The organism is Klebsiella scottii (genome assembly GCF_036561945.1).
Classification (GTDB): domain Bacteria; phylum Pseudomonadota; class Gammaproteobacteria; order Enterobacterales; family Enterobacteriaceae; genus Klebsiella; species Klebsiella scottii.
On record NZ_JARXNI010000019.1, the window covers coordinates 261,471 to 288,082 of the forward strand.

Genomic DNA, 26,612 nt, shown 5'->3' on the forward strand with positions numbered 1-26,612 from the left:
AAGTGCCTGCGGCAGGATAAGAAGAGGGAGTTTTGTTCCGCCAACTGCCCGGGCTGCATTAATTTGAGGTCAGGCTAATGAGTAAAGGATCGACAAGCAGTGATGCCCCTTTTGGTACATTGTTAGGCTACGCGCCGGGCGGCGTGGCAATCTATTCATCGAACTACAGCAGCTTAAATCCGCAAGACTATCCGGATGACGCCACGTTCCGCAGCTATATCAATAATGAGTATATGGGGCACAAATGGCAGTGCGTTGAGTTCGCGCGCCGCTTCCTGTTTCTCACCTACGGTTTTGTCTTCACCGACGTCGGCATGGCGTATGAAATCTTCTCCCTGCGCTTTCTGCGCGAGGTGGTTAACGACAACATTCTGCCGCTGCAGGCCTTTGCTAACGGCTCGCGTCGTCCGCCGATGGTGGGTTCCCTGCTGATCTGGCAGAAGGGCGGCGAGTTTAAGCATACGGGCCACGTGGCGGTGATTACGCAGCTGGTGGGTAATAAGGTCAGGATCGCCGAGCAAAACGTTATCCACACGCCGCTGCCGCAGGGCCAGCAGTGGACGCGTGAATTAACCCTCGACGTGAAGGACGGCATCTACACCCTCAAAGATACCTTTACGGACACTCAGATCCTCGGCTGGATGATCCAGACCGCCGATACCGAGCACAGCCTGCCGCAGCCGGTGCTGCCGGGCGAGGCGATGGCCATTCGGGGCGCCCGGCTGCCGAATAACGGGCAGTTTCGCGGTAAGTGGCTGAATGAGAAAGATACGCTGCAGAAAGCCTACGTTGACGCCAACGGCCACTTTATTAATGCCGATCCCTACCAGTATTTCACCATTACCGAAAGCGCCGAGCAGGAGCTGATCAAAGCGACCAACGAGCTGCATTTGATGTACCTGCACGCCACCGATAAGGTGATGAAAGACGACAGCCTGCTGGCGCTGTTCGATATCCCCAAAATTCTCTGGCCGCGTCTGCGCCTCTCATGGCAGCGACGTCGCCACCATATGATTACCGGCCGCATGGATTTCTGTATGGATGAGCGCGGGCTGAAGGTCTATGAATACAATGCCGACTCCGCTTCCTGCCATACCGAAGGCGGGCTGATCCTCGAACAGTGGCTGAAACAGGGCTACTACGGCAGCGGGCATAACCCGGCGGAAGATCTGCTGGATGAGCTGGCGGGCGCGTGGAAGCACAGCCGGGCGCGGCCTTTTGTGCACATCATGCAGGATAAGGATCTGGAGGAGAACTACCACGCGCTGTTTATCCAGCGTTCGCTCACCCAGGCCGGATTCGACAGCAAAATCCTCTTTGGTCTTGATGAGCTGCGCTGGGATGCCGCCGGGCAGCTGATTGACGGCGACGGGCGCCTGGTTAACTGCGTCTGGAAAACCTGGGCATGGGAAACCGCCATCGAGCAGGTGCGTGAGGTCAGCGCTGACGAGTACGCCGCCGTGCCGATCCGCACCGGACATCCGCAAAATGAGGTGCGGCTGATTGACGTCCTGCTGCGCCCCGAGGTACTGGTATTCGAACCGCTGTGGACGGTGATCCCCGGCAACAAGGCGATTCTGCCGGTGCTGTGGTCGCTGTTCCCGAATCATCGCTATCTGCTGGATACCGATTTCGTCGTCAACGACGATCTGGCGAAAACCGGCTATGCGGTTAAGCCTATCTCCGGGCGCTGCGGGAACAATATCGATCTGATAAGTCCTGACGACGAGGTGCTGGATAAGACCAGCGGGAAGTTTGTCGATCGCAAAAATATTTACCAGCAGCTGTGGTGCCTGCCGAAAGTGGATGGTAAATACATCCAGGTATGCACCTTTACCGTTGGCGGTAACTATGGCGGCACCTGTCTGCGCGGCGATGATTCGCTGGTCGTCAAAAAAGAGAGCGATATTGAACCGTTAATTGTGCTGAAAGACAGCGATAGACGATAATTCTGGCGGCGCCGAATCGCACGGGCCGCAAAAGCCCCGGTAAGCGTAGCGCTGCCGGGGCTTTTGCGGTAAAAATTGGTACCAAATAGTTAACAAACCACAACAACAAGACAGACAAAAAAGGAACATAATATGCACGATCGGCGACTCGCCGCCCGCGCGGGTGAACTCAAACCCTCCGCCGTCCGCGAACTTCTCAAGCACAGCAAACTGCCCGGCGTTATCTCTCTGGGTGGTGGGATCCCGGCTCCGGAGCTGTTTGATACCGAAGGTCTGAATCTGGCGGTGCAGCAGGTGATGAGCGGGCGTTTCAACGATGCGTTCCAGTACGGTTTGACCGAAGGCTATCCGCCGCTGCGTCAGGCCGTTAGCGAACTGTGTCAGGCGCGCGGCGTTGCCTGCCCGGCAAGCCATGTCTATATCACCTCAGGTTCGCAGCAGTCTTTGGATATTGTCGCGCGTACGCTGCTCGATCCGGGCGATGCGATCGTTGTCGAGCGCCCGACCTACCTGGCCGCGCTGCAGGTGTTCCAGCTGGCTCAGGCTAATATCCTCAGCGTCGATACCGACGACGACGGCATGCTGGTGGAGCAGCTGGCGGATCTGCTGGAGACCACCAGGGTGAAGGCCGTGTATCTGGTGCCAACCTTCGGCAACCCGGGCGGCAAAACCCTGAGCGCCGATCGCCGCCGTCGGGTGGTTGAGCTGGCGAAGCAGCATGATTTCGTGATTATCGAAGACGATCCCTACGGTGAAATCAGCTTTACCGACGAAGTCCGCCGCCCGCTGTATCAGTATGCGCAGGAGCTCGGCTGCGAGGAGCAGGTGGTGTACACCTCGACGTTCTCCAAGATCCTCGCCCCAGGCATGCGTATTGGCTGGATTGTGATGCCGGACTGGCTGGCGCAGCAAACGGTGATCGTTAAGCAGGCGGCGGATCTCCACACCAACATGCTGTCGCAGGTGATTACCGCGGAATATCTGGCGATGAATCGTCTGGAGAACCAGATAGCCCTGATCCGCGAAGACTATCGCAGGAAGTGCGTCGCGCTGGCCGATGCCCTTGAGAGCCAGCTTGGCGAGCATCTGGAGTTCAGCCGGCCAAAAGGCGGCATGTTCCTGTGGGCCCGTTTCCGCTATCCGTTCGATACTATGGAATGGATGAAAAAGACTCTCGAAAACGGCGTGGTCTACGTGCCGGGTGAAGCGTTCTATAACGACAATCCGGACACCCGCACGCTGCGCCTCTCCTACTCAACGGTGTCGGAAGCGGGTCTGCTGACCGCCGTCGAGCGCCTGGCGAAATCGCTGTAACGACCGCGCTTTCACTCCGCGTCGCGAAACGGCGCGGAGCCTTCACGCTTTCCCGCAGAACGGTGAGTTTATCGGGTGCAGCTGGAACAGCCCGTAGCGCTGCACGACGAGCGCATACGGGCATGTAAAATAAGAGAAGGGAACTGCGCGCCGGGGTTTAGTCCTGCTCGCTGATGCGATCGTCGAGCCAGATCAGCATTAATGAAGAGAGAAAAGCAACTGCCGCTGTGCCAATAAATAGCAACATAAGAAATACCTCAGAGGTTTTTAATTATTTTTCTAATTTTACCGGTGAGTGGGTGTTTTTGTCGGAGATGGTGATTTTGGTTGCGTGTTGGGATGTCGCGAGGGTGAAGAAATCATCGGCATCAATATCAAAATTAAGAACTATTTCCTTATATTTCCCGCAGTTAACTAACTCTTTAGCTTCTTTCATACTACCAGCTGTAATAGTAGGCATCGTTTTATCTCGTTTGAAAAACTGATAAGCAAAATAAGAGCTTGTGCGTATCAGATCAACTACTTTTTATGGTAACAGCAGCCATTGCCAACGGTGATGATGGCGAACTATCTGATTTTTTGAAACATAATTTTTGTTTTGCCTTTACGCATGGCGTAACGTTTTGCCGATCCGCCTGCATTCTGCGCAAATAATCGGCGGCGACGAAATTAATGACGAAATAGTTACAGCGTCGGCATCCGGCGAACGCCCGCAGGGTCGCGGGCGTTCGGGTCATCAGGTTGGCGGGCCTTCGGCAAGGGTAATCATCGCTTCGCCAACGGGCAGGGTGTTACAGCAGGCCGGCTTCCTTCGCCGTACGGTCGATAGCGCGTTTGGTCTTTTCGACCAGCTCATCCAGTTCGCTACGTCCGGCGATCAGCGCCGGCGCCATAATCATGCGCCCCAGCGTCGAGCGAATAATCACCCCCTCCTCAAAACCGATTGTCCGGCAGCGCCAGGCCAGCTCGTTCTCATTGGCGAAGCGGCGACGGGTGCTTTTATCTTCCGCGAACTGCAGGGCCGCGACGAGGCCTGCGCCCTGAACTTCGCCGATCAGCGGATGATTGTCGAACACCTCCCGCAGGGTTTTTTGCAGATACGGGCCGGTGTTATCGCGTACGTTGGTGACGTGATTTTCATCACGCAGCGCCTTCAGGTTGGCAATCGCCACGGCGGCGGCAACGGGGTGGCCGGAGTAGGTCAGACCGTGGGCGAAGACGCCGCCTTTTTCAACCAGCACTTCCGCCATGCGCTTGCTCAGCACCAGGCCGCCCATCGGCACGTACCCGGAGGTCAGCCCTTTGGCGATGGACAGCGTATCCGGCTCGAAGCCGAAGTACTGATGCGCGAACCACTCGCCGGTTCTGCCAAAGCCGCCAATGACCTCATCGGCGCACAGCAGGACATCGTACTTCCGGCAAATACGCTGGATCTCAGGCCAGTAGCTTTCCGGCGGGAAAATCATCCCGCCCGCGCCCTGGAACGGCTCGGCGATAAAACCGGCCACGTTTTCCGCGCCCAGCTCGAGGATTTTCTCCTCAAGCTGACCGGCGCAGCGCAGGCCAAACTCATGCGGCGTCAGGCTGCCGCCGTGCATGTACCAGTAGGGCTCGTCGATATGGGCCACGTCGGGGATCATGCCGCCCATGGCGTGCATCGCCTTCATCCCGCCGAGCGCGGTGGCGGCCAGAGTTGAGCCGTGATAGCCGTTCCAGCGGCCAATCATCACCTTCTTCTGCGGCTTGTCGAGGATCTGCCAGTAGCGGCGAACGGTGCGGATCAGCACTTCGTTCGATTCAGAGCCTGAGTTGGTGTAAATCGCATGGCTGTAGTGCGGCGGCAGCAGGCTGAACAGCAGCTCGGAGAGCTCGATCACCGTCGGGTGGGTGGTATGGAAGAACATATTGTAATACGGCAGCTTTGCGAACTGCGCCGCTGCCGCATCCGCCAGATCCTGGCGGCTGTAGCCGAGCTGGGTGCACCACAGGCCGGACATCCCGTCGAGATACTTGTTGCCGTCGTTATCCCAAAGGTACAGACCCTCCCCGCGTACCATCACGCGGGGCCCTTCGGCATTCAGCGCCTTTTGGTCGAGAAAGGCGTGGATATGGTGTGCTGCATCCGCGCTTTGATAATCCGGGGTGCTGCGCTGCGGGTTATTCGGGGTAGTCATCTTCTTCTCTCCTGTAAGCGGAATCTAAAAATGCGAAAGCTGCCGGGTGCTAGCGAAACTGGAACCAGGTCGTTTTGAGACTGGTGAACTTGTCGAAGGCGTGCAGCGACAAGTCGCGACCAAAACCAGACTGTTTATTGCCGCCAAACGGCACGGTGACGTCCAGCGCGTCGACGGTATTCACCGATACGGTCCCGGCGTTGAGCATTCCGGCAACGCGATGGGCGCGGCGGAGATCGTCGGTCCAGAGCGAAGCGGCGAGGGCGTAAATGTGCTGATTGGCCAGGGTGACGGCCTGCTGTTCGTCGTCAAAAGGCATCACGGCAAGCACCGGGCCGAAAATCTCCTCCTGCCACAGCGAGGTATCGGTATTTGCGACTTCGATCAGCGTCGGTTCAACGTAGTTAGCGACGCCGTCGATCTCAATCTCGCGACCGCCGATAAGGACGCGGGCGCCGGCGCGCTCGGCTGCGCGGATGGCGCTCATAACCTTTTGCGTATGCGCCGCGCTGACCATCGCGCCCATTTTGGCTTCAGGATCGAAGGGATGAGACGGCGCCCACGCCTGCATTTTTTCCCGCAGCTTAGGGATAAATTCGGCGTAAATTGTCCGCTCGACCAGCAGGCGAGAGTTAGCCGAGCAGACCTCGCCCTGGTTGAAGCAGATGCCGAAAGCCGCTTTTTCGGCGGCCAGATCGAGATCCCGGCAGTCGGCGAAGATGATATTGGCGCTTTTGCCGCCGCACTCCAGCCAGACCTGCTTCAGGTTGGACTGCGCGGAGTAGGCCATAAAGGCTTTACCGACGGCGGTAGAGCCGGTGAAGGTGATGGTATCGACGTCGTTATGCAGGCCTAAGGCGCTGCCGGCTTCAGTACCCAGCCCGGTGACGACGTTCAGCACGCCCGCCGGGAGACCCGCTTCCAGCGCCAGCTCCGCCAGGCGCAGCGCCGAAAACGGCGAGTTCTCGGAAGGCTTGAGGATCACGCTATTGCCGGCCGCCAGCGCCGGGCCGAGCTTCCATGAGGCGAGGTCGAGCGGGAAGTTCCACGGCACGATGGCCGCCACGACGCCAATGGCTTCGCGGGTGATGGTCGCCAGAGAGTCCTTCCTGGCGGGCGCTACCTCGTCGTAAATCTTATCCACGCTTTCAGCGTACCACCTGAAAACGTGCGCCGCGCCGGGAACGTCAACGTTCAGCGCATCGTTGACCGGTTTACCCATGCTCGCGCTCTCCAGCAGCGCCAGCTCTTCGCGATGTTCGAGGATCAGCCCCGATAGCCGCAGCAGAACGGCTTTGCGCTCCTGCGCGGATAGCCCTGACCAGATGCCTGAGTTAAAGGCCCTACGGGAAGATTGTACTGCGATAGCAATATCTTCTGCCTGAAGCGCCGTGACCTCGGCGAGCACCGCATTGGACGCGGGGTTGATGACCGGGAAAACGCGGCGGCTTTTGGCGATGTAGGGTTGGCCATCGACGATGGCATGGCCGATCAAGCGCTGCTCCTGCAGCCTGCTCTGCCAAAAGGTTCTGTCAGTCATAAGCCTCTCCGTTTTCGTGTTGCGTAATTGTTATTTATTTGTTGCCGTTAATTCATGATGCCGGAGGGGGGAGAAGTGAGAAAGGACTAAAAATCTAGGTAACCTCCATAAAAAACTTTGTTAGCCCGGCAAAGCGCTGCGGGCCGATGTTTTTGCCGAGGAAAATTTGTGTGACGCCGCTCAAAGGAGTTCGTCAGCCTTGATTTTAATATTATGTAATTAAAGAGTTTTTATTTTATCTGCGGATTTTTAATACCGGCTCGCTATGCTGTCTCTGACAATGTTTAATATTCTCAGGCGCCTACTTAAGGAATTAAAAAAATATAGGCGGCTTTTTTATCTTCAGCCGTCACGCCGCCGTCCCGTGACGGGGCCGCCGTTTTTTCAGCGCCTGCATGTTAATTTTCTGTAAAAACCTGACCGATGTCGGATTGTTGATCTTTATTTGCTGGCGGGGTTGCGCATGAGGGGGAGCATAGTTTAATCCTGTTTAATCCGTCTCTTTGCCAACAAAAAATAAGGTATCGTATGCCCCATTTCACTCTGAAACAGCTCAAATACTTTGTTGCCGTTGTCGAAGCGGAGAGCATTGCCGAAGCCTCCCGGCAGCTCCATATCGCGCAGCCCTCCATCTCTATTGCGGTTAAAACCCTGGAAGATATGTTTGAGCAGCAGTTTTTTATTCGCCACCATGCGCAGGGGGTTTCCATGACCTCCAGCGGGCAGCGCTTTTATGAAAAAGCGAAGGAGCTGCTCCGGCTCTCATACCAGTTCGAGCAAAACTCCAGGGCGGATAATGAGCTGGTGTCAGGGGTGGTTTCTGTCGGCTGCTTCGAGACCGCGGCGCCGCTCTATTTACCCTCACTCATCGCCGGGTTTAAGACCATTTATCCGGATATCACCATTAAAATTTACGATGGCGAGCAGCATGAAATTGCCCACGGCCTGCACCGCGGCCGCTTCGACCTGGCGTTTATGTACGATCTCGAGCTGGATATTTCGATTCACACCGAGAGCCTGAACGCCCCGCAAAAGCCTTACGCGCTGCTGCCGGCAAATCACCCGCTGGCGCAGCGGGCGTCGGTCAAACTATCGGAGCTGAGCCACCTGCCGATGGTGCTGCTGGACGTCGTCCCCAGTCGTAACTATTTTATCAGTATTTTCAAAGACAAAGGCTACAACCCGCAGGTTGCCTATAGTTCGCCGTCGATTGAGATGGTGCGCTGTATGGTCGGCCAGGGGCTGGGCTTTTCGGTTCTGGTGACCCGCCCGGTTTCTGATATCACCTACGACGGGCAGCAGGTACGCTGCGTCGATATTCAGGATGAGATGGCCAACTCGACGCTGGTAATGGCCCATCTGCGCAGCAGCGAGCCCACTAATCCCGCCAAACTGTTTATGGAATATTGCCGCAACGCGGTACTCAGCCCGCCGCAGCAGGAGGCGCGGGTGGCCTGACCCTGGTTTTATTCATCACAGCGGCTCGCGTTAGCGGCGGGTCGTTTTTATATTTAGCGGATCATTTACTGAATATAAAAAAACGATTCTCTGAATATATTTTTTATATCCCCTCGGGGGCGCTCCCGTGCCGTCGCTAAATAATCGCTAAGCGCAAAATTATCTGGCGAGTTATTTTGCGATAAATCTACTTTTATCTTTTAGATTCAATATGCTGCGTTCTGCATCACTATTTTATTCTCAGGATCTAAATTTATAATAATTTACCTGTTTGTTACTGTTTATTAACCTCGGTCCTGCGCAGTGGTTTATTCCTGGCGATTGAACTCCATTCGAAGGACACATGTATGACCGTAGAAAAAACACAAATTGATACGCTGATTGTTGGCGGTGGTCAGGCCGGTATTGCCATGAGTGAGCATCTGACTCAGCAGGGGATCTCGCATCTGGTTATCGAGAAAAACCGTATCGCGGAGGCCTGGCGTACCGGGCGCTGGGATTCGCTGGTGGCGAACGGCCCGGCGTGGCACGACCGTTTCCCGGGAATGGAGTTTAAAGGCGCCCAGCCGGATAGCTTTATTCCCAAGGACGACGTTGCGCAATACTTTGAAGATTACGTCAGGAAATTCTCCCTGCCGGTGCGTACCGGCGTGGAGGTAAAAAGCGTGGTTCGCAACAGCGGGTGCCCAGGATTTACCGTTGAAACGACGGATGGGGTGATCGAAGCGCAGCGTATCGTTGCCGCGACCGGGCCGTTCCAGCAGCCGGTTATTCCGCCGATTGCGCCGAAAGAGGGTAACATTCATCAGATCCATTCCGCCAAATACTACAACCCGGAGCAGCTGCCTGCCGGCGCGGTGCTGGTGGTTGGCGCGGGTTCTTCCGGCGTGCAGATCGCCGATGAGCTCCAGCGCGCGGGCCGCCAGGTCTATCTCTCCGTCGGCGCCCACGATCGGCCGCCGCGCGCCTACCGCAACCGGGATTTCTGCTGGTGGCTGGGGGTGCTGGGCCTGTGGGATGCCCCCGCCAGCGAGCCGGGGAAAGAGCACGTCACCATCGCGGTGAGCGGCGCCCACGGCGGGCGGACGGTGGATTTTCGCGAGCTGGCGCAGCGCGGCATCACCCTGGTCGGGCTGACGAAGGCGTTTGCATCCGGCGTCGCGACCTTCCAGCCGGACCTGGGCGACAACATCCGCCGCGGCGATGAAAACTACCTCTCGCTGCTGGACGCCGCTGACGCCTACGTTGCGGCCAACGGCCTCGATTTGCCGCCGGAGCCCGCGGCGCGCGAATTCTTAGCCGACCCGGCGTGCATGACGTCGCCGATCCTCTCTCTGGACCTGGCGCAGGCAGGCGTGACGAGCATCATCTGGGCGACCGGCTACGCCGTAGACTACGGTTGGCTCAACGTTAACGCCTTTAACGCGCAGAATCGCCCTCAGCACCAGCGCGGCGTCTCCAGCGAACCGGGGGTCTATTTCCTCGGTCTGCCGTGGCTGTCGCGCCGGGGTTCGACCTTTATCTGGGGCGTTTGGCACGACGCGAAGCACATTGCCGACCATATCGCCACCCAGCGGAAATACAGCCAGTACCGGGATGCCGGTCAGCGCTGAACTGTAGCTATTAATCAGGATAAAAATGATGCCGACACATACGCGTATTCGCATGTTTAACACCAAAGAGACCTATCCTAATCAGACCCTGGACAACGATTTGTGCCAGGCCGTGCGCGCCGGTAACACCGTCTACGTGCGTGGCCAGGTGGGCACGGACTTTGAAGGCAATCTGGTGGGGCTGGGCGACCCGCAGGCGCAGGCCGAACAGGCGATGAAGAACGTCAAGCAGCTGCTGGAAGAGGCCGGAAGCGACCTGTCGCATATTGTGAAAACCACCACCTATATTATCGACCCGCGCTACCGTGAGCCGGTCTATCAGGAAGTCGGCAGGTGGCTGAAGGGCGTATTTCCTATCTCCACCGGGCTGGTTATTTCCGCCCTGGCGCAGCCGCAGTGGCTGATGGAAATTGACGTGATCGCCGTGATCCCCGATGACTTTGTGAAATAAGGAGCAGCCATGACGTTTTCTATCGCGGCATTCTGCCCGGAAACCGGGCAGTTTGGCATTGCAATAAGCTCCTCCAGCATTGCCGTCGGCGCCCGCTGTCCGTGGCTGCAGGCGGGAGTCGGCGCGGTATCCAGCCAAAATATCACCCTGCCTGCCCTCGGCCAGCTGACGCTCGCGCAGCTGGAGCAGGGGCTGGCGCCGGAAAAGGCGCTACGCAAGGCGCTGGCGGAGGATGATTTTAGCCGCTATCGTCAAATTATCGCCATCAACGCCAGCGGGGAAACGGCCTCGTTTAGCGGCGATAAAACCCTCGGCATCTATCACGTCGCCGAAGGGGTGAACTGTATCGCCGGCGGCAATATGCTGGCCAGCCCCGCGGTGGTTGAGGCGATGGTTGCCGAATTCCAGCAGGCCGAAGGGGAGATGGCGACGCGCCTGCTGGCCGCCCTTCAGGCAGGGCTGGACTGCGGCGGCGAGGCCGGGCCGGTGCACTCTGCGGCGGTGAAAGTGGTGGATGATTACTCCTGGCCGCTGGTCGACCTGCGCGTTGACTGGCATGAGCAGGATCCGATTGGCGAACTTAGCGCATTGTGGCTGGCGTACGAGCCGCAGATGCAGGCCTATATTACGCGCGCGCTCGACCCGCGGGAGGCCCCCAGTTACGGAGTACCCGGTGATGAATAGCGACCTGAAACGGATCCTGGCAACGCTGCTGGCATTCGACACCACCAGCCGCGAATCGAATCTGCAGCTGATTAACTATATCGATGAGTATCTCCGCGGTTATGGCATAACCACGCGGCTTTTCTTTGATGAGGAAGGCAAAAAAGCCAACCTCTACGCCCGCTTTGGCCCGCAGGGGCCGGGGGGCGTGATGCTGTCGGGGCACACCGATGTGGTCCCGGTTGACGGGCAGCGCTGGACGGTGCCCCCGTTTGAACTCACCCTGCGCGACGACCGGTGCTACGGCCGCGGCAGCACCGATATGAAAGGCTTTATCGCCTGCGTGCTGGCCGCCGTTCCCGACTTTCTCTCCCAATCTTTACGCATGCCGCTGCATCTGGCTTTTTCCTACGATGAGGAGGTCGGATGCCTTGGCGTACGTAGCCTGGTGGACCACCTTAAAGCCTCAAAGGACAAGCCGGCGCTATGCATCATCGGCGAGCCCACCGAGATGCGTCCGGTCTACGGCCATAAAGGCAAGCTGGCCATGCGCTGTACGGTGCAGGGCAAGGCCTGCCATTCGGCCTACGCCCCCCACGGCGTAAATGCCATCGAGTATGCGGCAAAGCTGATCACCCGTTTAGGTTCGCTCGGCGAAAAGCTGGCGCAAAGCCAGGATACCCGCTTTGATCCGCCTTACAGCACGCTGCAGGTTGGGGTGATTAACGGCGGGGCGGCGCTCAATATTGTGCCGGAAAGCTGCCAGTTTGATTTTGAAATTCGCCATCTGCCGGACGTCTCGCTTGAGCCGACGCTCGCCGAGCTGCGCGGCTATGCCGCCGGCGAGCTGCTGACCTCGATGCGGGCGGTTGCGGCGCAGGCGGATATTACCTTTCGCCCGCTCAGCCGCTATCCGGGCCTGCTAAGCGACCCGCAGTCGGAATTTGCCGGCTGGCTGGCGCAGTGGGCGCAAAGCGAGGCGTTTTCCACCGTGGCCTTCGGTACCGAGGGCGGTCTGTTTGATGAAGCGGGCGTAGCCACGCTTATCTGCGGGCCTGGAAGTATGGAGCAAGGACATAAAGCGGATGAGTTTATCGCCCTGGATCAGCTGGAGAAGTGCCTGACGATGCTGGGTAATTTGCGCCGCTGGATGGCTCTGTCTTAACGTTTACGCGCCTGAATTAAGGCGCGTTTTTTACCCCCCGACCTGTGCCTGTCCCTCCTTCCTTCTGTGTTTCAGCCTTGCTCTGTAGCCGTATATGGATAAAAAAACTCCGGATGGTTTATCCGGAGTCAGTAAAACGTACTGAATATACCCGCTATACCTCAAGCTGCCGCCTTCCTGATGTTCGGGTTATTTCGGGTATAGAAAGCGAAGCGCTAAACTTTCTCTTTCACCAGGGCGATATTCTTCACCGCCTTCGCTTTAGAGAGGGTGTAATAGACCGGTGAAACCACCAGCAGGCCAATAATCCATGATAAATCAGCCCCGCCAAATGCGGTTGCAACAGGGCCGGTATAGATCGCCGTCGACATAAACGGCACCTCAACTAATATCCCCAACAGGTAGCAGAAGATGGCGGTAGCATTAAAGTAGCCATATATTCCGCCGTCACGCTTAAAGAAGGACTCAACATCATATTCACCGTGCGCGACCAGGTAATAATCCACCAGGTTAATTGCCGTCCACGGCACCAGAACATATAGCAGGATGGTAATAAAGTTGGTATAGATTAATAAGAAGTTTTCCTGTCCATAGATCGCCAGCGCTATTTCGAGGAGCATCGTGAGGATGGCGGTGATTATCCTGGCGCGAGCCATCGGCGACCAGCCGTCAATAAAGGTCTGACCCAGAGTCAGCGTACAGAGCACGCCGCAGTACAGCATCATGGAGTTAGTGGCGGCAATCCCCAACGCCAGCACCACGATGACCACCGCGCCGAAGCCGCCGGTGAGGTCAATAATGCCTTGAATAATATCATCGCTACCAATACTGGTCGCCACCAGCACCCCGAGAACCATCGGCAGATAAGAGCCTAAGATGCAGCCAAAGTAGCTGGCGTAAAAGACGCTTTTATCGTTGGTGCTGTAAGGCATATAGCGCGAGTAGTCAGAGACATAGGGGGCGTAGGCCAATTGCCACAGTGCGGCAATAGAGACCGCGCCGAGGAAGCCGACTTTGTTGAAGCCGCCGCGATCGAGAAAATCGACCGGCAGCCCGTGGATAAAGACGATCCACAGAAAGGTTGCGGCCAGCACAATACCGGATATCCACGACATAATTCTGGCGTAGGAGTGAATGATCTTATAGCCGAAAATTGTGGCAAACAGGCTCAGGGCGCCGACGATAATAATCCCCACATCGGAGTTCATCGGCTTATAGATGGCGTGCATGGACTGCCCGCCTAATACCAGACTGGAGGCAGTAAATCCGATATACATTAATACGACGATGGACACCACCAGCACCGAACCATAGGAACCAAACTGGCCCTTGGTTTGCACCATTTGCGGCACCCCCAGCCTGGGACCCTGTGCGGAATGCAGGGCCATAAACAGCCCGCCGACCAGGCTGCCGATAAACAGCGCAACGACTGACCAGAAAAAAGAAAGATGGAAAATGGTTACCGACATCGCCCCGGTGATAACGGTTAACAGCATGATGTTAGAGCCAAACCAGATGGTAAACAGATCGCCCGGTTTGCCGTGTCGCATATTCAGAGGGATAGGTCTGATGGTATTGCTTTCGAGATTTTCAACGTTGACAGGTTGATGTTTAGTCATGGTGCTCTCTCATCACTGCGGGTCTATACCGTGAATGATTCGGGCAACAGCAGGCCGCTAGCTGAGCGAACGCAGCCAACAACGATGGCGCCTGAAGCATCATGGGTATAAATCAGCGTTAGATTGATATTCCAATGAGGAGTACAGCTAATCTACTCATCATAACATTTCGTTTACTATTCTCACAATCTCGTATCATTTTGGAAATTATTAAAAATGTCGAACGTCGATATAAAAAAAGTGCTTTACCCGGGACCCGTGGCCTGATTGTCGTTTCCGGACGGCCATCTTCCGCTTTTTTTTAGAAGTTTATGCTGCGGCCTTGCTTGTTTTATATTTAACAATCTGGGCGGGTATTTTAAGCGAGATAATTATTCGAGCAGGAAGATGCGGTGTGGAATGATTGATTGTCTGAAATAAAACCAAAGGCCTGTTTATTGTAGGGAATATAAAAGGCGCTTTAATTCGGCAACCCATGACCATAAATCAGAGAAATGGTAAATCTAATCTGAGGTAAATCATCGCGTTGCTGAGCGGCATCTGCGGAGATCAGCTGCTGCGCATAAATAAAATATGCGAGGTTCTTCACAATAAAATTGATTTATTCATAGTGTGCGATGGATCAATATTTAAAACACGTCGCGTCGGCTTTTATCTGATTCACGGGGAAGAGATGGCCTCTGCATATATAAATAATAACCCGCCAGCATCACGGGTTATTATCATCGGGCGGAGTATCAGTAGCCGACGGTGTATATCCGACCGCTCTGGATCCCCTCCACGCTGCGGCGATACGCCTGGGCCACCGCAGCGGCCGGGACGCTGGCAAAGCCCGGGAAGAACCCGTCATAGGTGGCGGCTGATTCGGTCAGCACCGTAGGGCTGATCAGATTGATGCGGATCCCGCGCGGCAGTTCGCAGGCGGCGGCGCGGACGAAGCCCTCCAGTCCGGCGTTAACCGTTGTGGCGTTGACGCCCTGGGCAATCGGCTCATGCGCGACAATTCCGCTAATCAGGGTAATGGAGCCGCCGTCGTTCAAATAGCGCTGGCCGGTTAGCGCCAGGCGAATTTGCCCCAGCAGCTTGTCCTGCAGACCCTGGTTGAAATCCTCGTCGGTCATGGTGGCCAGCGGGCCAAAGAACAGGTTTCCGCTCGCCGAGACAATCGCATCAACCTGACCAGTTTTCTCAAACAGCGCCTGCACGCTGTGCTGGGAGGTGATATCAACCTGATGGTCGCCCTGAGTACGACCGACGCGAATGACTTCATGCTGACGACTAAGTTCTGCGGTGACCGCACGGCCCACGGTACCGCTGGCGCCGATAACGACGATTTTCATGGCTGACTCCTGATAAGTTGTGAGCCTCTATTCTTTAATGAAATGGATATCGGATAAACTGGCAAAAAGTTAGATGATTACTAACCAGAGGTTTGGAATATGGATAAGCTGCGCGGAATGGAAACGTTTATCGCCGTGGTGGAGTACGGCAGTTTTACCGAAGCGGCATCGCACCTGGAGATGTCGGCGGTGATGGTGGGCAAATATATCGCCCTCATCGAACGTCAGCTGGCGACCCGCCTGCTTGAGCGTAATACCCGTCGTCAGAGCCTGACCGACGCCGGGCGGGTCTACTATGAAGAGGCGAAACGCGTTCTGGAGCAGGTCTCGATCGCCGAAAGTTCGGTTGAACGACTGCGGCTGGCGCCCGCGGGGACGCTGCGCATCAGCGCGCCGACCTCATTTGGCGCCTGCGTCATGGCGCCGCTGACCGCCACTTTCCTCCAGCAGTGGCCGGACGTGCGCGTGGAGCTCGATCTGACCAACCGGCTGGTCGATCTGGTGGATGAAGGGTTCGATCTGGCGGTCCGCATTGGCGATATTCACCAAACAGACCTGGTGGCGAAATATCTCTGCGCCTACCGGATGGTGATCTGTGCCGCTCCCGCCTATCTCAACCGGCACGGCACGCCGCTCACGCCTGCCGATCTTGCCGGCCATCTCTGCCTCTCCCATACGGTGTGGACCGCGCGCAACGAGTGGAAGCTGCCGGGAATAACGGAAGAGGTGCGCTGGAGGCGCGATGCGATCCTCCGCTGCAACGACGGCTACGGCCTGAGGATGGCGGCCATCGCCGGAGCCGGCCTGCTGCTGCAGCCGGAAGTGCTGCTGGCGGAGGATCTTGCCAGCGGAAAACTCGTCCGCATACTTGAGGCCTATACCCCCGAACCGCGCCCGGTACATCTGCTCTGGCGTCAGGATCTTCGTCCGTTGCCGAAGCTGACCCGGTTTGTCGAGCACGCGCTGAACGAGGGCGGGCGCTATTTATGAACTATTATTATCTGGTCTGGTCTGATGAACGTTCTTCATAGATCACTTCTGCTAAAAGGAGATTGGTATGAGTTTATTGAGTTTTGTGAAAGAAGCGGGCGAGAAAATCTGGGATGCCGTTTCGGGCGGGGACAAAGAGAGCCAGGCCGATAAGCTGAAAAAGCATATCGATGCGCTTAATCTTCCCGGCGCGGATAAGGTCAGCATCACCGTGGCCGAAGACGGCACCGCGACGGTCAGCGGCGACGTCGGCTCGCAGGAGGATAAAGAAAAAATTATGGTGGCGGTGGGTAACGTCACCGGCATTGCCCAGGTCAGCGACAACGTTAGCGTGACGCAGAGCGGCGCCGAGAGTCGCTACTACACCGTGAAATCCGGCGATACGCTGAGCGCTATTTCTAAAACCGTGTATGGCTCGGCGAACGACTATCAGCGGATCTTTGAAGCCAACAAGCCGATGTTGAAGCATCCCGACAAGATTTATCCGGGACAGGTGCTGATTATCCCGAATAAGTAAGGCGGGAAAAGCGGCGTTTATGCACGATCTATTGTTACGGAGTCGGTAATGGGACTACTTGATCAAATTGGCGGCATGCTCGGCGGCCAGGCCGGTAAAGCGGAGCAGCTGCAGGCAATCATGGCCTGGGTCCAGCAGCAGGGGGGCGTTCAAGGGATCCTTGAAAAATTCCGCAGCGGCGGCCTGGGCGAGATAGTTGAATCCTGGATCGGCCAGCAGGGCAATATCCCGGTCTCCAGCGACCAGGTCACCTCGGTTTTCGGATCGCCAGCGCTGCAGGATCTTGCGGCAAGGCTCGGGATCGACCCGCAGACCGCCTCGTCGCTCATCTCCGAGTATCTGCCGAAAATTGTCGACGGTTTATCCCCTGAAGGCGAGGCTCCTGCGCAGCAGGATCTGCTGTCTGAAGGCGTGAACCTGCTTAAAGGCAAGCTGTTTGGCTGAGCGCGGTTACGCGCAGCCGATACGCCAAAAGTAAAACCCGCCGGCCGGCGGGTTTGTTGTTTAGTCCCGCAGCGCCTGCTGCCAGTCGGCAATCAGATCCTGCGCGTCCTCAATGCCGACGGAGAGGCGAATGAGCTGGGGCGTAATGCCGTTTGCCAGCCTCTGCTCCAGAGGAATGGAAGCGTGGGTCATGCTAAACGGCTGGCTGACCAGGCTTTCCACGCCGCCGAGACTCTCCGCCAGCGTAAACAGGCGCAGCCTGCCGATAACCTGCTCCGCATAGCGATCGTCGCCTTTCACCACCAGCGAAATCATACCGCCAGGCAGCGCCATCTGCTTATGCGCCAGCTGATGATGCGGGTGCGACGCCAGCCACGGGAACCACACCTTTTCCACCTGCGGCTGCTGTTCCAGCCATTCGGCGAGCGCAAGCGCGTTGCTGCTGTGGCGCTCCATACGCAGAGCGAGGGTGCGAATACCGCGCAGTGTCAAAAAGCTGCTGAAGGGGTCGAGCACGCCGCCCACCGCATTTTGCAGATACCCGAGCCGGTCCGCCAGCTCGGGGTTGTCGCCGACCACCGCGAGGCCCGCCACCACGTCGGAATGGCCATTCAGATATTTTGTCGCCGAGTGCACGACGATATCAAACCCCAGTTCGAGGGGACGATGAATGACCGGTGAGGCGAAAGTGTTATCGGTGACGCTGATGAGATTGTGCCGCCGGGCAATCGCCGCGATGGCGCCGAGGTCCGCCAGCTTGAGCAGCGGGTTGGTCGGCGTTTCAACCCAAATCATTCGCGTGTCCGGCCTGATGGCCGCCTCAATCGCCGCCAGGTCGTCGGGTTTGACCCAGCTTACCCGCAGGCCGGCGCTGCGGCGACGGACGTTTTCGATCAGCCGCCAGGTTCCGCCGTACACGTCGTCGACGGCGACCAGATGGCTGTCTTTATCCAGCAGCTCAAGCACCGTGGAAATCGCCGCCAGCCCGGAAGCAAAGGCGTAGCCGCGGGAGCCGCTCTCCAGTTCGGCAATGGCCGTTTCCAGCGCATGGCGGGTAGGGTTGCCGCTGCGCGAGTACTCATAGCCCGTATGCTGCCCGGGTGCCGGTTGTGCGAAGGTGGAGGTGGCATAAATGGGCGGCATGACAGCGCCGTGCGCATCATTAAAGGTGCCGCCGTGGACGCTCAATGTATTTAAGTTTTTCATGGACGATCCTTAGTGTTCAAGTCGGTTACGCCAGGTGGTCAGCACGTCGCTGCGGGTGATCAGGCCGAGAAAACGATCGTTATCGGCGATGACGGCCACCAGGCCGCGATCGAAAATGGCTTTTAGCGCGCTTTCCGGCGCGCGTTTATCGAGGGTTTCGACGTTGCGGGTCATGGCCTCTCTGACCGGCAGCGCAAAGCGCTGGCTGTCGCCCTCGACGTGGCTAATCAAATCCCACTCATCGACGATCCCAACGACGCGGCCATTTTCCAGTACCGGCAGCTGGGAGATGTCGTACAGGCGCATGCGCGCAAGAATGGTGGCCAACGTGTCGTCCGGCGCGGCGGTGACGGTGGCGTCTTCGTCATGGCGCAGGGCGATAAAATCGGTTAAATCGCCGCGCGAGGGGCGGGTCAGCAGCCCCTGCTGGCGCATCCAGTCATCGTTGAACATTTTCGACAGATACTTGTTGCCGCTGTCGCAGGCAAAGGTCACCACGCGCCTGGCGCTTGTCTGCGCCTGACAGTAGCGCAGGGCGGCGTGCAGCAGCGTTCCTGTTGAAGAGCCGGCAAGAATGCCTTCGGCCTGCAGCAGCTCACGCGCGGTAGCAAACGCCTCCCTGTCGGTGACGCGATAGGCGGTATGAACGCCGTCAAGATGGGCCAGCGGCGGAACAAAGTCTTCGCCAATCCCCTCGACCAGCCACGATCCCGCCTCGCCGGAGCGGCCGGTTTCTACCCGATCGGCGAGGATCGATCCCGCCGGATCGGCAAGAATAAATTCCGTTTTCGGCGAGTGTTCGGCAAACCACGCCTGCAGCCCGCCGAGGGTACCGCCGGAGCCGACGCCAACGACAATGGCGTCGATATCGCCATCCAACTGGGCGAAGATTTCTGGCGCGGTGGTGCTGATATGCGCCAGCGGGTTGGCCTCGTTATTAAACTGATCGATATAGAATGCCCCCGGCGTCTCCTCCGCCAGGCGACGGGCGTAATCCTGATAGTAGGCCGGGTGGCCTTTATTAACATCGGAGCGGGTGAGCAGCACCGTTGCCCCCAGCGCCCGCAGATGGAATATCTTCTCGCGGCTCATTTTGTCGGGGACGACGAGGAGCAGGCGGTAGTTCTTTTGCGCCGCAATGAGCGCCAGGCCGAGCCCGGTATTGCCCGCGGTGGCTTCAATAATCGTGCCGCCTGGCTTTAGCTTACCGAGGCGTTCAGCCTCGTTAATCATCGACAGCGCGACGCGATCCTTAATAGAACCGCCGGGATTTTGGTTTTCCAGCTTCAGGAACAGGCTACAGGGGCCGGTCTCCAGCTTGTGCAACTGAAGCAGGGGCGTGTGGCCGATAAGTTCGCTAACAGAATGAAAGAGTGACATGACTATTTACCCATTCGTATCGAGATGACGAATGGTAGGTCTGTGAATTTGGCAAATTAAAGAATATTTAACCGCTCATAAGAGCAAAATGGAATATAAGATTCTATTTAGCCATCCGGAGGGAAAGGTTGTTAGCCGCCTGGGTGTATTGATATCTGAAAATTACTATTTTTGGCGTAATTTTCAGCGATTAATGCATTTTTGCGGCGACGCAAATGCGTTTTTCAGAAAAGGATGGCTAAAAAAATCATAGCGACAAATATCCAGGGGGAGGTGCCTGAATCAGGCTGCTGGAGCATAGCTTTTTATCGAAAACAAATAACAAAGCCAGATATTCAATACCGTTTTTGATAGATACGTGAGAGCCCGGGCGCATGATAACCTTTATTAAATTAGAACGATTTGCTATTGCGTCCGGGCTTATTCAGCAAGCGCCGGAAGAAAAGGTGAGATGTGCCTGAATTTATATCATTAGCGATAAGTTCATTCTGGCCGATGCTTTATGCCGGGCTGGTTTTTACTATCCCTATTACGTTAATTTCGTTTGCTCTCGGCCTCGGGCTGGGGTTTGTCGCGGCGCTTATCAGGCTGTACGGGCCGCGGCCGCTACGGCTGCTGGTGCGTTTTTATGTCTGGGTTATTCGCGGCACTCCGCTGCTGGTGCAGCTGTTTCTGATTTTTTACGCGCTGCCGGGTATCGGAATTACTCTCGACGCTTTTCCTGCCGCGGTTATTGGCTTTACGCTGAACGTCGGGGCCTTCACTTCTGAGGTTATCCGGGCGACGCTGCTTTCCGTCGCCAGGGGACAGTGGGAGGCCGCGCACTCGATCGGCATGAACTGGTGGCAGTCGCTGCGCCATATTATTTTGCCGCAGGCCGCGCGGGTGGCCGTACCGCCGTTATCGAATACCTTTATTTCGTTAGTGAAAGATACTTCACTGGCGTCAGTGATTACCGTGCCGGAGCTTTTTTTAGCTGCTCAGAGAATTGCCGCCGTGACCTATCAGCCATTAATACTGTATACCGAAGCCGCTATTATCTATTTATTAATCAGCTCGGTGCTGTCGTACCTGCAATCCAGGCTAGAGGCCCGGTTAGAAAAAAATACCTCAGGCAAGGAACATAATAATGATAACCCTGTCCGGGCTTGAGAAAAGTTTCGCTGGGCAAAAGGTCCTGCACGATATTTCGTTAAATATTGCCGAGGGGAGCGTTACCGCGCTTATTGGGCCATCGGGAAGCGGCAAAAGTACGCTATTACGCTGCATTAACCTACTTGAGCTGCCGCAGGCCGGGAAATTAACTATTGGCCAGGAAAATATTGTGTTCTCCGCCGATGCGGCGCCGAAGAGAAAGGATATCAGGCGTATTTGCCAGCAAACCGGGATGGTTTTCCAGAATTTTCAGCTGTTCCCTCATTTGTCGGTACTTGAAAACATTATGACGGGGCTGATTGTGGTGCAGAAATGGCCTGTCGAACGCGCGAGGGCCCGCGCCGAGGAACTGCTGGCGAAGGTGGGTCTGCTGCATAAGCGTCATGCCTGGCCGGCGATGCTGTCCGGTGGCCAGCAGCAGCGCGTGGCTATTGCCCGCGCGCTGGCGCCTTCACCTAAGGTGCTGCTCTGCGATGAGCCAACTTCGGCGCTCGATCCTGAGCTGTCGCTGGAGGTGATTTCTGTTTTGCGTCAGCTGGCGCAGGAGGGGACAACCATGCTGATGGCCACTCACGATCTGCGGCTGGCTGCCAGTATAGCCAGTCAGGTCGTGTTTCTTGAGTCCGGACAGATTATCGAGAGCGGTAGCTCGCGGGATATTTTTACCCATGCGAGGAAAACGCGGACGCAAATTTTTATTTCCACATTGACCGAAACGTTTCCTGATTCCTGGGAAATTTAAAACAACAACACGGCATAGCAGACTAAGGAGTTAATGATGAAAGTACTGATGACGGCATTACTGGCTACCGCGATCCAACTGGGCGTGGCGCATGCGGCGGCTGCGCAGGACGACCTGGCAAAGATAAAAACAGCGGGCGTGTTTAAAGTCGGCACCGAAGGGACCTTCCCGCCGTTTACCTACCACAATACGGCGGGAAAGCTGGTGGGTTTTGATGTTGATATCGCGCGTGAAATTGCCAAACGGATTGGCGTAAAGGCCGAGTTCGTTGAAGGTAAGTGGGATGGCCTGGTGGCCGGTCTGGATGCTAATCGCTACGATGCGGTGATAAACCAGGTATCCATTACGCCCGAGAGGGAGGCGAAGTATGACTTCTCCGATCCCTACATTTCCCCTAAAGCCGTACTGATCGTGAATGAGAAAAACACCGACATTCATACCTTTGCTGATTTAAAAGGCAAGAAATCGGCGCATACCTTGACCAGTAACTATGCGCAAATTGCCCGCGAAAATGGCGCTGAAGTGGTGGGAACCGATGGCTTCGATCAGTCTATCGCGCTGGTGTCGCAGGGACGCGCGGATGCGACTATTAACAGCAACCTCTCGTTCCTCGATTTCAAAAAGCATAAGCCCGACGCCCCGGTAAAAATTGTGGCGGAAAGGGCCGATGCCGAGCGGGAGGCGGTATTAATCCGCAAGGGGAATCCGGATCTGCGTCAGGCTATCAATACGGCGCTGGCGGGAATCAAATCCGATGGCACCTACCAGCGGATCTCCAACGAGTATTTCGCCGCAGACGTATCAAAATAAGACGCCGGCGGCGGCGCTCGTTACTGGTAGGAAAACGTAATGCTCGCGAGGGCGTTTGCGCTGCCCGGCACCAGCTCCCCGGTGCGGACGTACTGCGCCTGGAACGGTAGCGACACTATTTGGGTCGTCGCCGTGGTCTGGATAAAGAACTGGTTTACGGTACCCGCTGCGGAGCTGTCCGGCCCCATCATCAGCGGGCCGCTGCCGTTATAGAAGAACTGTACGCCGATGCCGGAGGCGGTAGAATCGTTGGTCAGCGTAACGACAGAGGAAGTGTTGTCTGGCGTGGTCTGGTCCGTCATTACCGCATAGAGCGCCACCTGTTCGTCGCAGGTCAGGCTGACGTTAAATGAGCCCGATAGCGAGGTGCTGCCCACGTTGGGCAACGTATGAATATCCGGAGCGCCGAGATCGATGCTGGCGCTTTTGGTGCTCACCGTACAGCCGCTGGCCGTCACCGTAATGGTCGTCGGGTTGATGATCACCTGTGCCGTTTTGGTTTCGTTATTATAAGCCGTCAGGATTGCGGCGTTGATGGCTGGGATCTGGTATACGCCTGACTTCAGCGCGCTGTCCGTTTTAATGTACGTTAATTTTGCCGACCAACCTAAATCGAAAGCCATGCCGTTGGTGCCATCGGCGGGGTAGCTTTGGGTCACGCCGGTTTGTAGCGGCACGTAGGTTGTGCCGTTAAAATCCTTCAGGCCGATGATATAGCCGATGCCGGGGATGCCGGTTTCAAAAACGCTATAGCTTACGCCATCGACGTTGACGGCGATCCCCGCAGACACGGCGCTGCTGCCGGGTTCGAGAGTTCCTTTGGTACAGACGAACAGGTATCCGCACCAGAACACCCGCTGCACGCTGGCCGTGGCGCTCCACGCTGAGCCGATAATATTTCCCGGCATAACGGAGTCCGCGGGGCCGGTGTAGGTCATCGGCTGGGGCGAGAGCGTAATGTCGGATACCCAATCCAATGCCAAAACCCTGGCGCTGACGCACAGCCAGCAGACAAGCAGTAAGAAACGCATTATTGATACTCCGTAGTCCAGGTCGCGATGGCCGAAACGTCACCGGCGCTGACGGCGGCGCCGTTGGCCGCCAGCCGGGCATAAAATGTCATCTGCACGCGTTCGTCTCCCGACGCCCCGTAGGCCGCCGTTTGGGCTTCCAGCGGGATCGGTACCCCGTCTTTATCGAGGATTTGTACCGCCACGCCGCTCGCTCCGCCGTCGTCTACCTTAATCAGCTGTGGGTTGAGGTCATCCGGCGTGCCGCTAAAGCGGATCTTCACTCCGATAAAGGTTGGGCCGCACTCTTCCAGCGTGAGCGTGAAGGCCCGTTTGATATTGCTTACCGCTCCCGGCGAGTGAAACTGCTTCATGCCGATGGTGCCCAGCGGGACGGTTTGTTCTGCTGAATCGGCGGAAACCACGCAGGTATTGCCGATCAGGTTTCCGGTTACGGAGACCAGCACGTCGTAGCCGCAAGCCGGGGCGGCGAGGGCAATAAGCAGCGCTATGCCTGATATCCGGGCTGCTACTGACATACCGCCTCCTGCGTATAAAGGCCCGTGCGGGCGCTGTAATCCTCCGGGTTCAGACGATATTTAACGACGCACCTTTTGTCGCTGTCTTGTCCCCAAACGGCGCTGAGCGTGCCTTCAGCCGGCAGGCCGGCGAGATAAAGGCTGCCGCCATCCCCCACGATGCCGCTGGTCTGCTCATCGGCGAGCGATACGATGGCGCCAAACGGCAGCGCCTCGTTGCGGTAGCCGATCGTGAACAGGGCCTTCGCGCCCCGGCGGGTGACGATGGTTGCGCGCACCAGCGCGCCATCGGTCGGCGTTTTGCTCACGATGGCGTTCTCCAGCTCAACGTTGTTTCCGGCGGTAGTGACATCCAGCGCGACCTGGTTGATGCGATACGGCGTGGCGTAAGGAATGACGGCATAGCCGCGGCTATCGGTTTTGACTCCTTTATGATTAAGCACCGCCACGCTACCGGCCCCCGGCGCTTTGATCAGGATGTTAGTATTCCCCAGCGGCTGGCTGAGCGTCAGGCCATCTTCATGCAGCACCGCGCCGCCGCTCATGCCGTAGCTGAGGCTGCGGGAATCGCTGGAGTAGCTGTAGCCCAGGCTGTAATCGCCGCGCTGGCCTTCGTACTGCAACGCGGCATCGCCGCCGTACCGCAGCTGCGCGCCGTAGCGCTGATTAACGTTATAGAACAGGCTCTCCTGCCCGGGAACGTAGCCGCTTACGCCGGCGCTGCTGGTGGCTCCCGTTGAGTCCGCATGGGTGGTGGTAAAACGCGCCCTGGTGGCCAGCTGCGGGTTGCCGAACGGCACGGAAAGCGACATCGCCACAACGTTATCTTTATGGTTATCGAACAGGCTGGTGCTGCGCTGAAAGCTCACGCCAACCGAGACGTTGCGAACCATAGCGTTCCACGCAAACTGCATGCTTTGCGTTTTGCTGGCGGTGCGCCAGTAGGTTTGCCGATCCCATGACAGAGAAAGCGAGCCAAACCTGCCCATTGGCTGCGACAGCAGCAGCTGATTTTTCGCTTTGCGCGACATATGCAGGTTATACACGTTCTCATAGCTGGTGGTGACGGTGCCGTCTGCCTCCGTGACCTGCTTCGTCATACCGCCCGTCATCCCCTTATAGGCGGTATCGCTGAGGGTGTAGAACCCCTGCGTTGAGTAGCGCAGCGAGTAGAAGTTAAAGCGCGTGCCGAAATTGTTCAGCAGCTTGCTGTAGCGCAGGCGCACGGAATCCCCGGTGTAGGGCCGATCGTCGGCCAGTATGCTGCGCGCGTGGGTCACATCGACGGAATACGCGCCAAAGCGCCCGAGATTTTGTCCAATGCCCAGCGCGAGCCCGCTGTAGCGCTCTGCAAGCTGGGCGCCGCCGTAAAAGGTGAGGCCGTATTCCCAGCCGAAAAACAGCTCTCCCTGGGCAAACGTCGGTGTGTTCTGATTGCCGACGGCGCGAAGTTTCCCGGCGCCGAAGGCATATTTTATCTGCCCGCTGCGCACGAGGTTCGGCACGCTGGCAAACGGAACGGTATATTGCGTTTTGCTGCCGTCGCTCTCCTGAATCGTCACCAGTAAATCTCCGCCGGACGATGTGGGGTAGAGATCTTTCAGCATAAACTCCCCGGAGGGGACGCTGGTCTGATAAATGGTGTTGCCGTTCTGCTGGACGGTAACGGTCGCGCTGCTGCGGGCGATGCCGCGAACCTCCGGCGCATAGCCGTTCAGGCTGGCCGGCAGCATGTTATCGTCGGTTTTCAAGGCGATACCGCGTAGGCCTACGGAGTCAAAGACCTGAGCGGAAGTGTAGGTTTCCCCAGCGTACGCCTGCGCCCGTAGGGCGGGTATATCCCGCTGCAGCCAGGTTTGTACGTGGGTAAGCGTATTCGCATCTTTGGTCCACGTCGTGTAGTCGCGCAGCCGCCACGCGCCCAGGTTCACACCGCTGTTCAGGCTAACGAACAGCTGCCGGGTGCGGGTGCGCTTATTGCCCCGGTACTCATTGTTGGCGCCGTTAACGACATAGTTCAGCCACGCAGCAGGGATCCCGGACTCCCAGCTCTCAGGGCTGACGTATCCACGCGGAAGATTACGCATATAGCTCTGCGGCAGGCTGAGATTGAGCGTCAGCGTCTTCTGGTCGAAGTCAAAGCTGGCGCCGGGGAACGCGTGATTTAAAAAATAGCATTGCCGGGTCAGCGGCAGCCGCTCTTCTGCGGCCTGGCGGCTATCAATGCCCAGGGCGGCAATCTGCTGCGCCGTGACGCAGGGCTGGGCGTCGTCCTGCGCTGTATTTTTATCAACGCTGAATGCCACGTTTCCGGTGAAGGCGTAATTTTTATTGATATATACGTTAATGTTGTATTCGCCCGGCGGTAAGGCGCTCCCCGCATTGACCCATGAGAGGTCGACAATATTTCCACTTTCACCGTTGAGGAACGCAGGATTAAATTGCAAATCGTTCTCTGCGGCAGAGACATACCGAATGGCATGGCAGATCATCAGGGCACAGACGATTTTTGCTTTCACGCGATCGCACCTTT

Annotated in this window: 23 protein-coding genes; 13 read left to right on the forward strand and 10 right to left on the reverse strand. The window is 57.0% G+C overall.

Translation table 11 applies throughout. The features are described from left to right. Nucleotides 1-77: 77 nt before the first annotated feature. Together gss and QFI97_RS05015 are read left to right on the forward strand one after the other, a co-directional pair. A complete protein-coding gene (gene gss, locus QFI97_RS05010; RefSeq protein ID WP_095099487.1) occupies nucleotides 78-1,949 on the forward strand; it encodes a bifunctional glutathionylspermidine amidase/synthase in 1,872 nt (623 codons plus the stop codon). 132 nt (nucleotides 1,950-2,081) lie between these two features. After that, the gene (locus QFI97_RS05015) at nucleotides 2,082-3,263 is read left to right on the forward strand and encodes an aminotransferase-like domain-containing protein (protein ID WP_095099481.1); all 1,182 of its coding nucleotides are present in this window, start codon (nucleotides 2,082-2,084) and stop codon (nucleotides 3,261-3,263) included. 271 nt (nucleotides 3,264-3,534) lie between these two features. On the opposite strand, the gene QFI97_RS05020 is transcribed toward QFI97_RS05015, so the two are convergent. The 3 genes from QFI97_RS05020 to QFI97_RS05030 form a co-directional block, all read right to left on the reverse strand. Then, on the reverse strand, nucleotides 3,535-3,723 hold the full coding sequence (locus QFI97_RS05020) for a hypothetical protein (RefSeq protein WP_095099478.1): 189 nt from the start codon (nucleotides 3,721-3,723) through the stop codon (nucleotides 3,535-3,537). 331 nt (nucleotides 3,724-4,054) lie between these two features. Beyond that, the gene (locus QFI97_RS05025; protein WP_331834886.1) at nucleotides 4,055-5,437 is read right to left on the reverse strand and encodes an aspartate aminotransferase family protein; all 1,383 of its coding nucleotides are present in this window, start codon (nucleotides 5,435-5,437) and stop codon (nucleotides 4,055-4,057) included. 49 nt (nucleotides 5,438-5,486) lie between these two features. Further along, the gene (locus tag QFI97_RS05030; RefSeq protein ID WP_346430652.1) at nucleotides 5,487-6,977 is read right to left on the reverse strand and encodes an aldehyde dehydrogenase; all 1,491 of its coding nucleotides are present in this window, start codon (nucleotides 6,975-6,977) and stop codon (nucleotides 5,487-5,489) included. A 528-nt stretch (nucleotides 6,978-7,505) separates the two neighbouring features. Here QFI97_RS05030 and QFI97_RS05035 point away from each other — a divergent pair. The 5 genes from QFI97_RS05035 to argE all read left to right on the forward strand — a co-directional run bounded on the left by QFI97_RS05035 (nucleotide 7,506) and on the right by argE (nucleotide 12,327). After that, entirely contained in the window at nucleotides 7,506-8,435 is a 930-nt protein-coding gene (locus tag QFI97_RS05035) for a LysR family transcriptional regulator (RefSeq protein ID WP_346430653.1), read from the forward strand. Between the two features lie 347 nt (nucleotides 8,436-8,782). Beyond that, the gene (locus tag QFI97_RS05040) at nucleotides 8,783-10,048 is read left to right on the forward strand and encodes a flavin-containing monooxygenase (RefSeq protein WP_346430654.1); all 1,266 of its coding nucleotides are present in this window, start codon (nucleotides 8,783-8,785) and stop codon (nucleotides 10,046-10,048) included. A 28-nt stretch (nucleotides 10,049-10,076) separates the two neighbouring features. After that, nucleotides 10,077-10,499, forward strand: a complete 423-nt coding sequence (locus tag QFI97_RS05045) for a RidA family protein (RefSeq protein ID WP_095099463.1) — start codon at nucleotides 10,077-10,079, stop codon at nucleotides 10,497-10,499. A gap of 9 nt (nucleotides 10,500-10,508) precedes the next feature. After that, nucleotides 10,509-11,183 carry a DUF1028 domain-containing protein gene (locus QFI97_RS05050; RefSeq protein WP_331834882.1) on the forward strand — a complete coding sequence of 225 codons (675 nt, stop codon included), beginning with the start codon at nucleotides 10,509-10,511 and terminating at the stop codon, nucleotides 11,181-11,183. Continuing rightward, complete coding sequence (gene argE / locus QFI97_RS05055; RefSeq protein ID WP_346430854.1) at nucleotides 11,176-12,327, forward strand: acetylornithine deacetylase; 1,152 nt, start codon at nucleotides 11,176-11,178, stop codon at nucleotides 12,325-12,327. Before QFI97_RS05050 ends, argE begins: the two co-directional genes overlap by 8 nt. Before the next feature lie 215 nt (nucleotides 12,328-12,542). Here the strand turns inward: argE and QFI97_RS05060 are convergent, their stop codons facing one another. Together QFI97_RS05060 and QFI97_RS05065 are read right to left on the reverse strand one after the other, a co-directional pair. Then, on the reverse strand, nucleotides 12,543-13,946 hold the full coding sequence (locus QFI97_RS05060; protein ID WP_095099452.1) for a purine-cytosine permease family protein: 1,404 nt from the start codon (nucleotides 13,944-13,946) through the stop codon (nucleotides 12,543-12,545). 737 nt (nucleotides 13,947-14,683) lie between these two features. Further along, nucleotides 14,684-15,286: a short chain dehydrogenase gene (locus QFI97_RS05065; protein WP_346430655.1), complete on the reverse strand. Its 603-nt coding sequence runs from the start codon at nucleotides 15,284-15,286 to the stop codon at nucleotides 14,684-14,686. Between the two features lie 99 nt (nucleotides 15,287-15,385). Here QFI97_RS05065 and QFI97_RS05070 point away from each other — a divergent pair, with 99 nt between their 5' ends. From QFI97_RS05070 to QFI97_RS05080, 3 genes are all read left to right on the forward strand, one after another. Continuing rightward, nucleotides 15,386-16,276: a LysR substrate-binding domain-containing protein gene (locus QFI97_RS05070; RefSeq protein ID WP_331834879.1), complete on the forward strand. Its 891-nt coding sequence runs from the start codon at nucleotides 15,386-15,388 to the stop codon at nucleotides 16,274-16,276. A 67-nt stretch (nucleotides 16,277-16,343) separates the two neighbouring features. Then, nucleotides 16,344-16,793, forward strand: coding sequence for a peptidoglycan-binding protein LysM (gene lysM / locus QFI97_RS05075; protein ID WP_095099443.1), 450 nt, complete (start codon nucleotides 16,344-16,346; stop codon nucleotides 16,791-16,793). A gap of 48 nt (nucleotides 16,794-16,841) precedes the next feature. Continuing rightward, nucleotides 16,842-17,237, forward strand: coding sequence for a YidB family protein (locus QFI97_RS05080; RefSeq protein WP_375215800.1), 396 nt, complete (start codon nucleotides 16,842-16,844; stop codon nucleotides 17,235-17,237). A 60-nt stretch (nucleotides 17,238-17,297) separates the two neighbouring features. Here the strand turns inward: QFI97_RS05080 and QFI97_RS05085 are convergent, their stop codons facing one another. Beyond that, complete coding sequence (locus tag QFI97_RS05085; protein ID WP_346430656.1) at nucleotides 17,298-18,443, reverse strand: trans-sulfuration enzyme family protein; 1,146 nt, start codon at nucleotides 18,441-18,443, stop codon at nucleotides 17,298-17,300. A gap of 9 nt (nucleotides 18,444-18,452) precedes the next feature. Then, nucleotides 18,453-19,829 carry a pyridoxal-phosphate dependent enzyme gene (locus QFI97_RS05090; protein ID WP_346430856.1) on the reverse strand — a complete coding sequence of 459 codons (1,377 nt, stop codon included), beginning with the start codon at nucleotides 19,827-19,829 and terminating at the stop codon, nucleotides 18,453-18,455. A gap of 489 nt (nucleotides 19,830-20,318) precedes the next feature. Between QFI97_RS05090 and QFI97_RS05095 the strand changes: the two genes are divergently transcribed. From QFI97_RS05095 to QFI97_RS05105, 3 genes are read left to right on the forward strand one after another with little or no spacing between them, the layout of a single operon-like run. Further along, nucleotides 20,319-20,975 (forward strand): amino acid ABC transporter permease, encoded by a 657-nt coding sequence (locus QFI97_RS05095; RefSeq protein ID WP_157349188.1) that lies wholly within the window; start codon nucleotides 20,319-20,321, stop codon nucleotides 20,973-20,975. Continuing rightward, complete coding sequence (locus QFI97_RS05100; RefSeq protein ID WP_095099428.1) at nucleotides 20,953-21,720, forward strand: amino acid ABC transporter ATP-binding protein; 768 nt, start codon at nucleotides 20,953-20,955, stop codon at nucleotides 21,718-21,720. Before QFI97_RS05095 ends, QFI97_RS05100 begins: the two co-directional genes overlap by 23 nt. A 36-nt stretch (nucleotides 21,721-21,756) precedes the next feature. Beyond that, on the forward strand, nucleotides 21,757-22,530 hold the full coding sequence (locus QFI97_RS05105) for an amino acid ABC transporter substrate-binding protein (protein ID WP_331834996.1): 774 nt from the start codon (nucleotides 21,757-21,759) through the stop codon (nucleotides 22,528-22,530). A 20-nt stretch (nucleotides 22,531-22,550) separates the two neighbouring features. On the opposite strand, the gene QFI97_RS05110 is transcribed toward QFI97_RS05105, so the two are convergent. The 3 genes from QFI97_RS05110 to QFI97_RS05120 are packed head-to-tail and all read right to left on the reverse strand — an operon-like array spanning nucleotide 22,551 to nucleotide 26,598. Then, nucleotides 22,551-23,561, reverse strand: a complete 1,011-nt coding sequence (locus tag QFI97_RS05110; protein ID WP_346430657.1) for a fimbrial protein — start codon at nucleotides 23,559-23,561, stop codon at nucleotides 22,551-22,553. Then, nucleotides 23,561-24,079 carry a fimbrial protein gene (locus QFI97_RS05115; RefSeq protein WP_095099418.1) on the reverse strand — a complete coding sequence of 173 codons (519 nt, stop codon included), beginning with the start codon at nucleotides 24,077-24,079 and terminating at the stop codon, nucleotides 23,561-23,563. The genes QFI97_RS05110 and QFI97_RS05115 overlap by 1 nt, the downstream gene beginning before the upstream one ends. After that, entirely contained in the window at nucleotides 24,070-26,598 is a 2,529-nt protein-coding gene (locus QFI97_RS05120) for a fimbria/pilus outer membrane usher protein (protein ID WP_346430658.1), read from the reverse strand. The genes QFI97_RS05115 and QFI97_RS05120 overlap by 10 nt, the downstream gene beginning before the upstream one ends. Between the last annotated feature and the right edge of the window lie 14 nt (nucleotides 26,599-26,612).

Bases quoted from the DNA above. Each gene is read 5' to 3' on its own strand.
- gss (WP_095099487.1), top strand. From the start codon at position 78: ATGAGTAAAGGATCGACAAGCAGTGATGCCCCTTTTGGTACATTGTTA.
- QFI97_RS05015 (WP_095099481.1), top strand. From the start codon at position 2,082: ATGCACGATCGGCGACTCGCCGCCCGCGCGGGTGAACTCAAACCCTCC.
- QFI97_RS05020 (WP_095099478.1), bottom strand. From the start codon at position 3,723: ATGCCTACTATTACAGCTGGTAGTATGAAAGAAGCTAAAGAGTTAGTT.
- QFI97_RS05025 (WP_331834886.1), bottom strand. From the start codon at position 5,437: ATGACTACCCCGAATAACCCGCAGCGCAGCACCCCGGATTATCAAAGC.
- QFI97_RS05030 (WP_346430652.1), bottom strand. From the start codon at position 6,977: ATGACTGACAGAACCTTTTGGCAGAGCAGGCTGCAGGAGCAGCGCTTG.
- QFI97_RS05035 (WP_346430653.1), top strand. From the start codon at position 7,506: ATGCCCCATTTCACTCTGAAACAGCTCAAATACTTTGTTGCCGTTGTC.
- QFI97_RS05040 (WP_346430654.1), top strand. From the start codon at position 8,783: ATGACCGTAGAAAAAACACAAATTGATACGCTGATTGTTGGCGGTGGT.
- QFI97_RS05045 (WP_095099463.1), top strand. From the start codon at position 10,077: ATGCCGACACATACGCGTATTCGCATGTTTAACACCAAAGAGACCTAT.
- QFI97_RS05050 (WP_331834882.1), top strand. From the start codon at position 10,509: ATGACGTTTTCTATCGCGGCATTCTGCCCGGAAACCGGGCAGTTTGGC.
- argE (WP_346430854.1), top strand. From the start codon at position 11,176: ATGAATAGCGACCTGAAACGGATCCTGGCAACGCTGCTGGCATTCGAC.
- QFI97_RS05060 (WP_095099452.1), bottom strand. From the start codon at position 13,946: ATGACTAAACATCAACCTGTCAACGTTGAAAATCTCGAAAGCAATACC.
- QFI97_RS05065 (WP_346430655.1), bottom strand. From the start codon at position 15,286: ATGAAAATCGTCGTTATCGGCGCCAGCGGTACCGTGGGCCGTGCGGTC.
- QFI97_RS05070 (WP_331834879.1), top strand. From the start codon at position 15,386: ATGGATAAGCTGCGCGGAATGGAAACGTTTATCGCCGTGGTGGAGTAC.
- lysM (WP_095099443.1), top strand. From the start codon at position 16,344: ATGAGTTTATTGAGTTTTGTGAAAGAAGCGGGCGAGAAAATCTGGGAT.
- QFI97_RS05080 (WP_375215800.1), top strand. From the start codon at position 16,842: ATGGGACTACTTGATCAAATTGGCGGCATGCTCGGCGGCCAGGCCGGT.
- QFI97_RS05085 (WP_346430656.1), bottom strand. From the start codon at position 18,443: ATGAAAAACTTAAATACATTGAGCGTCCACGGCGGCACCTTTAATGAT.
- QFI97_RS05095 (WP_157349188.1), top strand. From the start codon at position 20,319: ATGCTTTATGCCGGGCTGGTTTTTACTATCCCTATTACGTTAATTTCG.
- QFI97_RS05100 (WP_095099428.1), top strand. From the start codon at position 20,953: ATGATAACCCTGTCCGGGCTTGAGAAAAGTTTCGCTGGGCAAAAGGTC.
- QFI97_RS05105 (WP_331834996.1), top strand. From the start codon at position 21,757: ATGAAAGTACTGATGACGGCATTACTGGCTACCGCGATCCAACTGGGC.
- QFI97_RS05110 (WP_346430657.1), bottom strand. From the start codon at position 23,561: ATGCGTTTCTTACTGCTTGTCTGCTGGCTGTGCGTCAGCGCCAGGGTT.
- QFI97_RS05115 (WP_095099418.1), bottom strand. From the start codon at position 24,079: ATGTCAGTAGCAGCCCGGATATCAGGCATAGCGCTGCTTATTGCCCTC.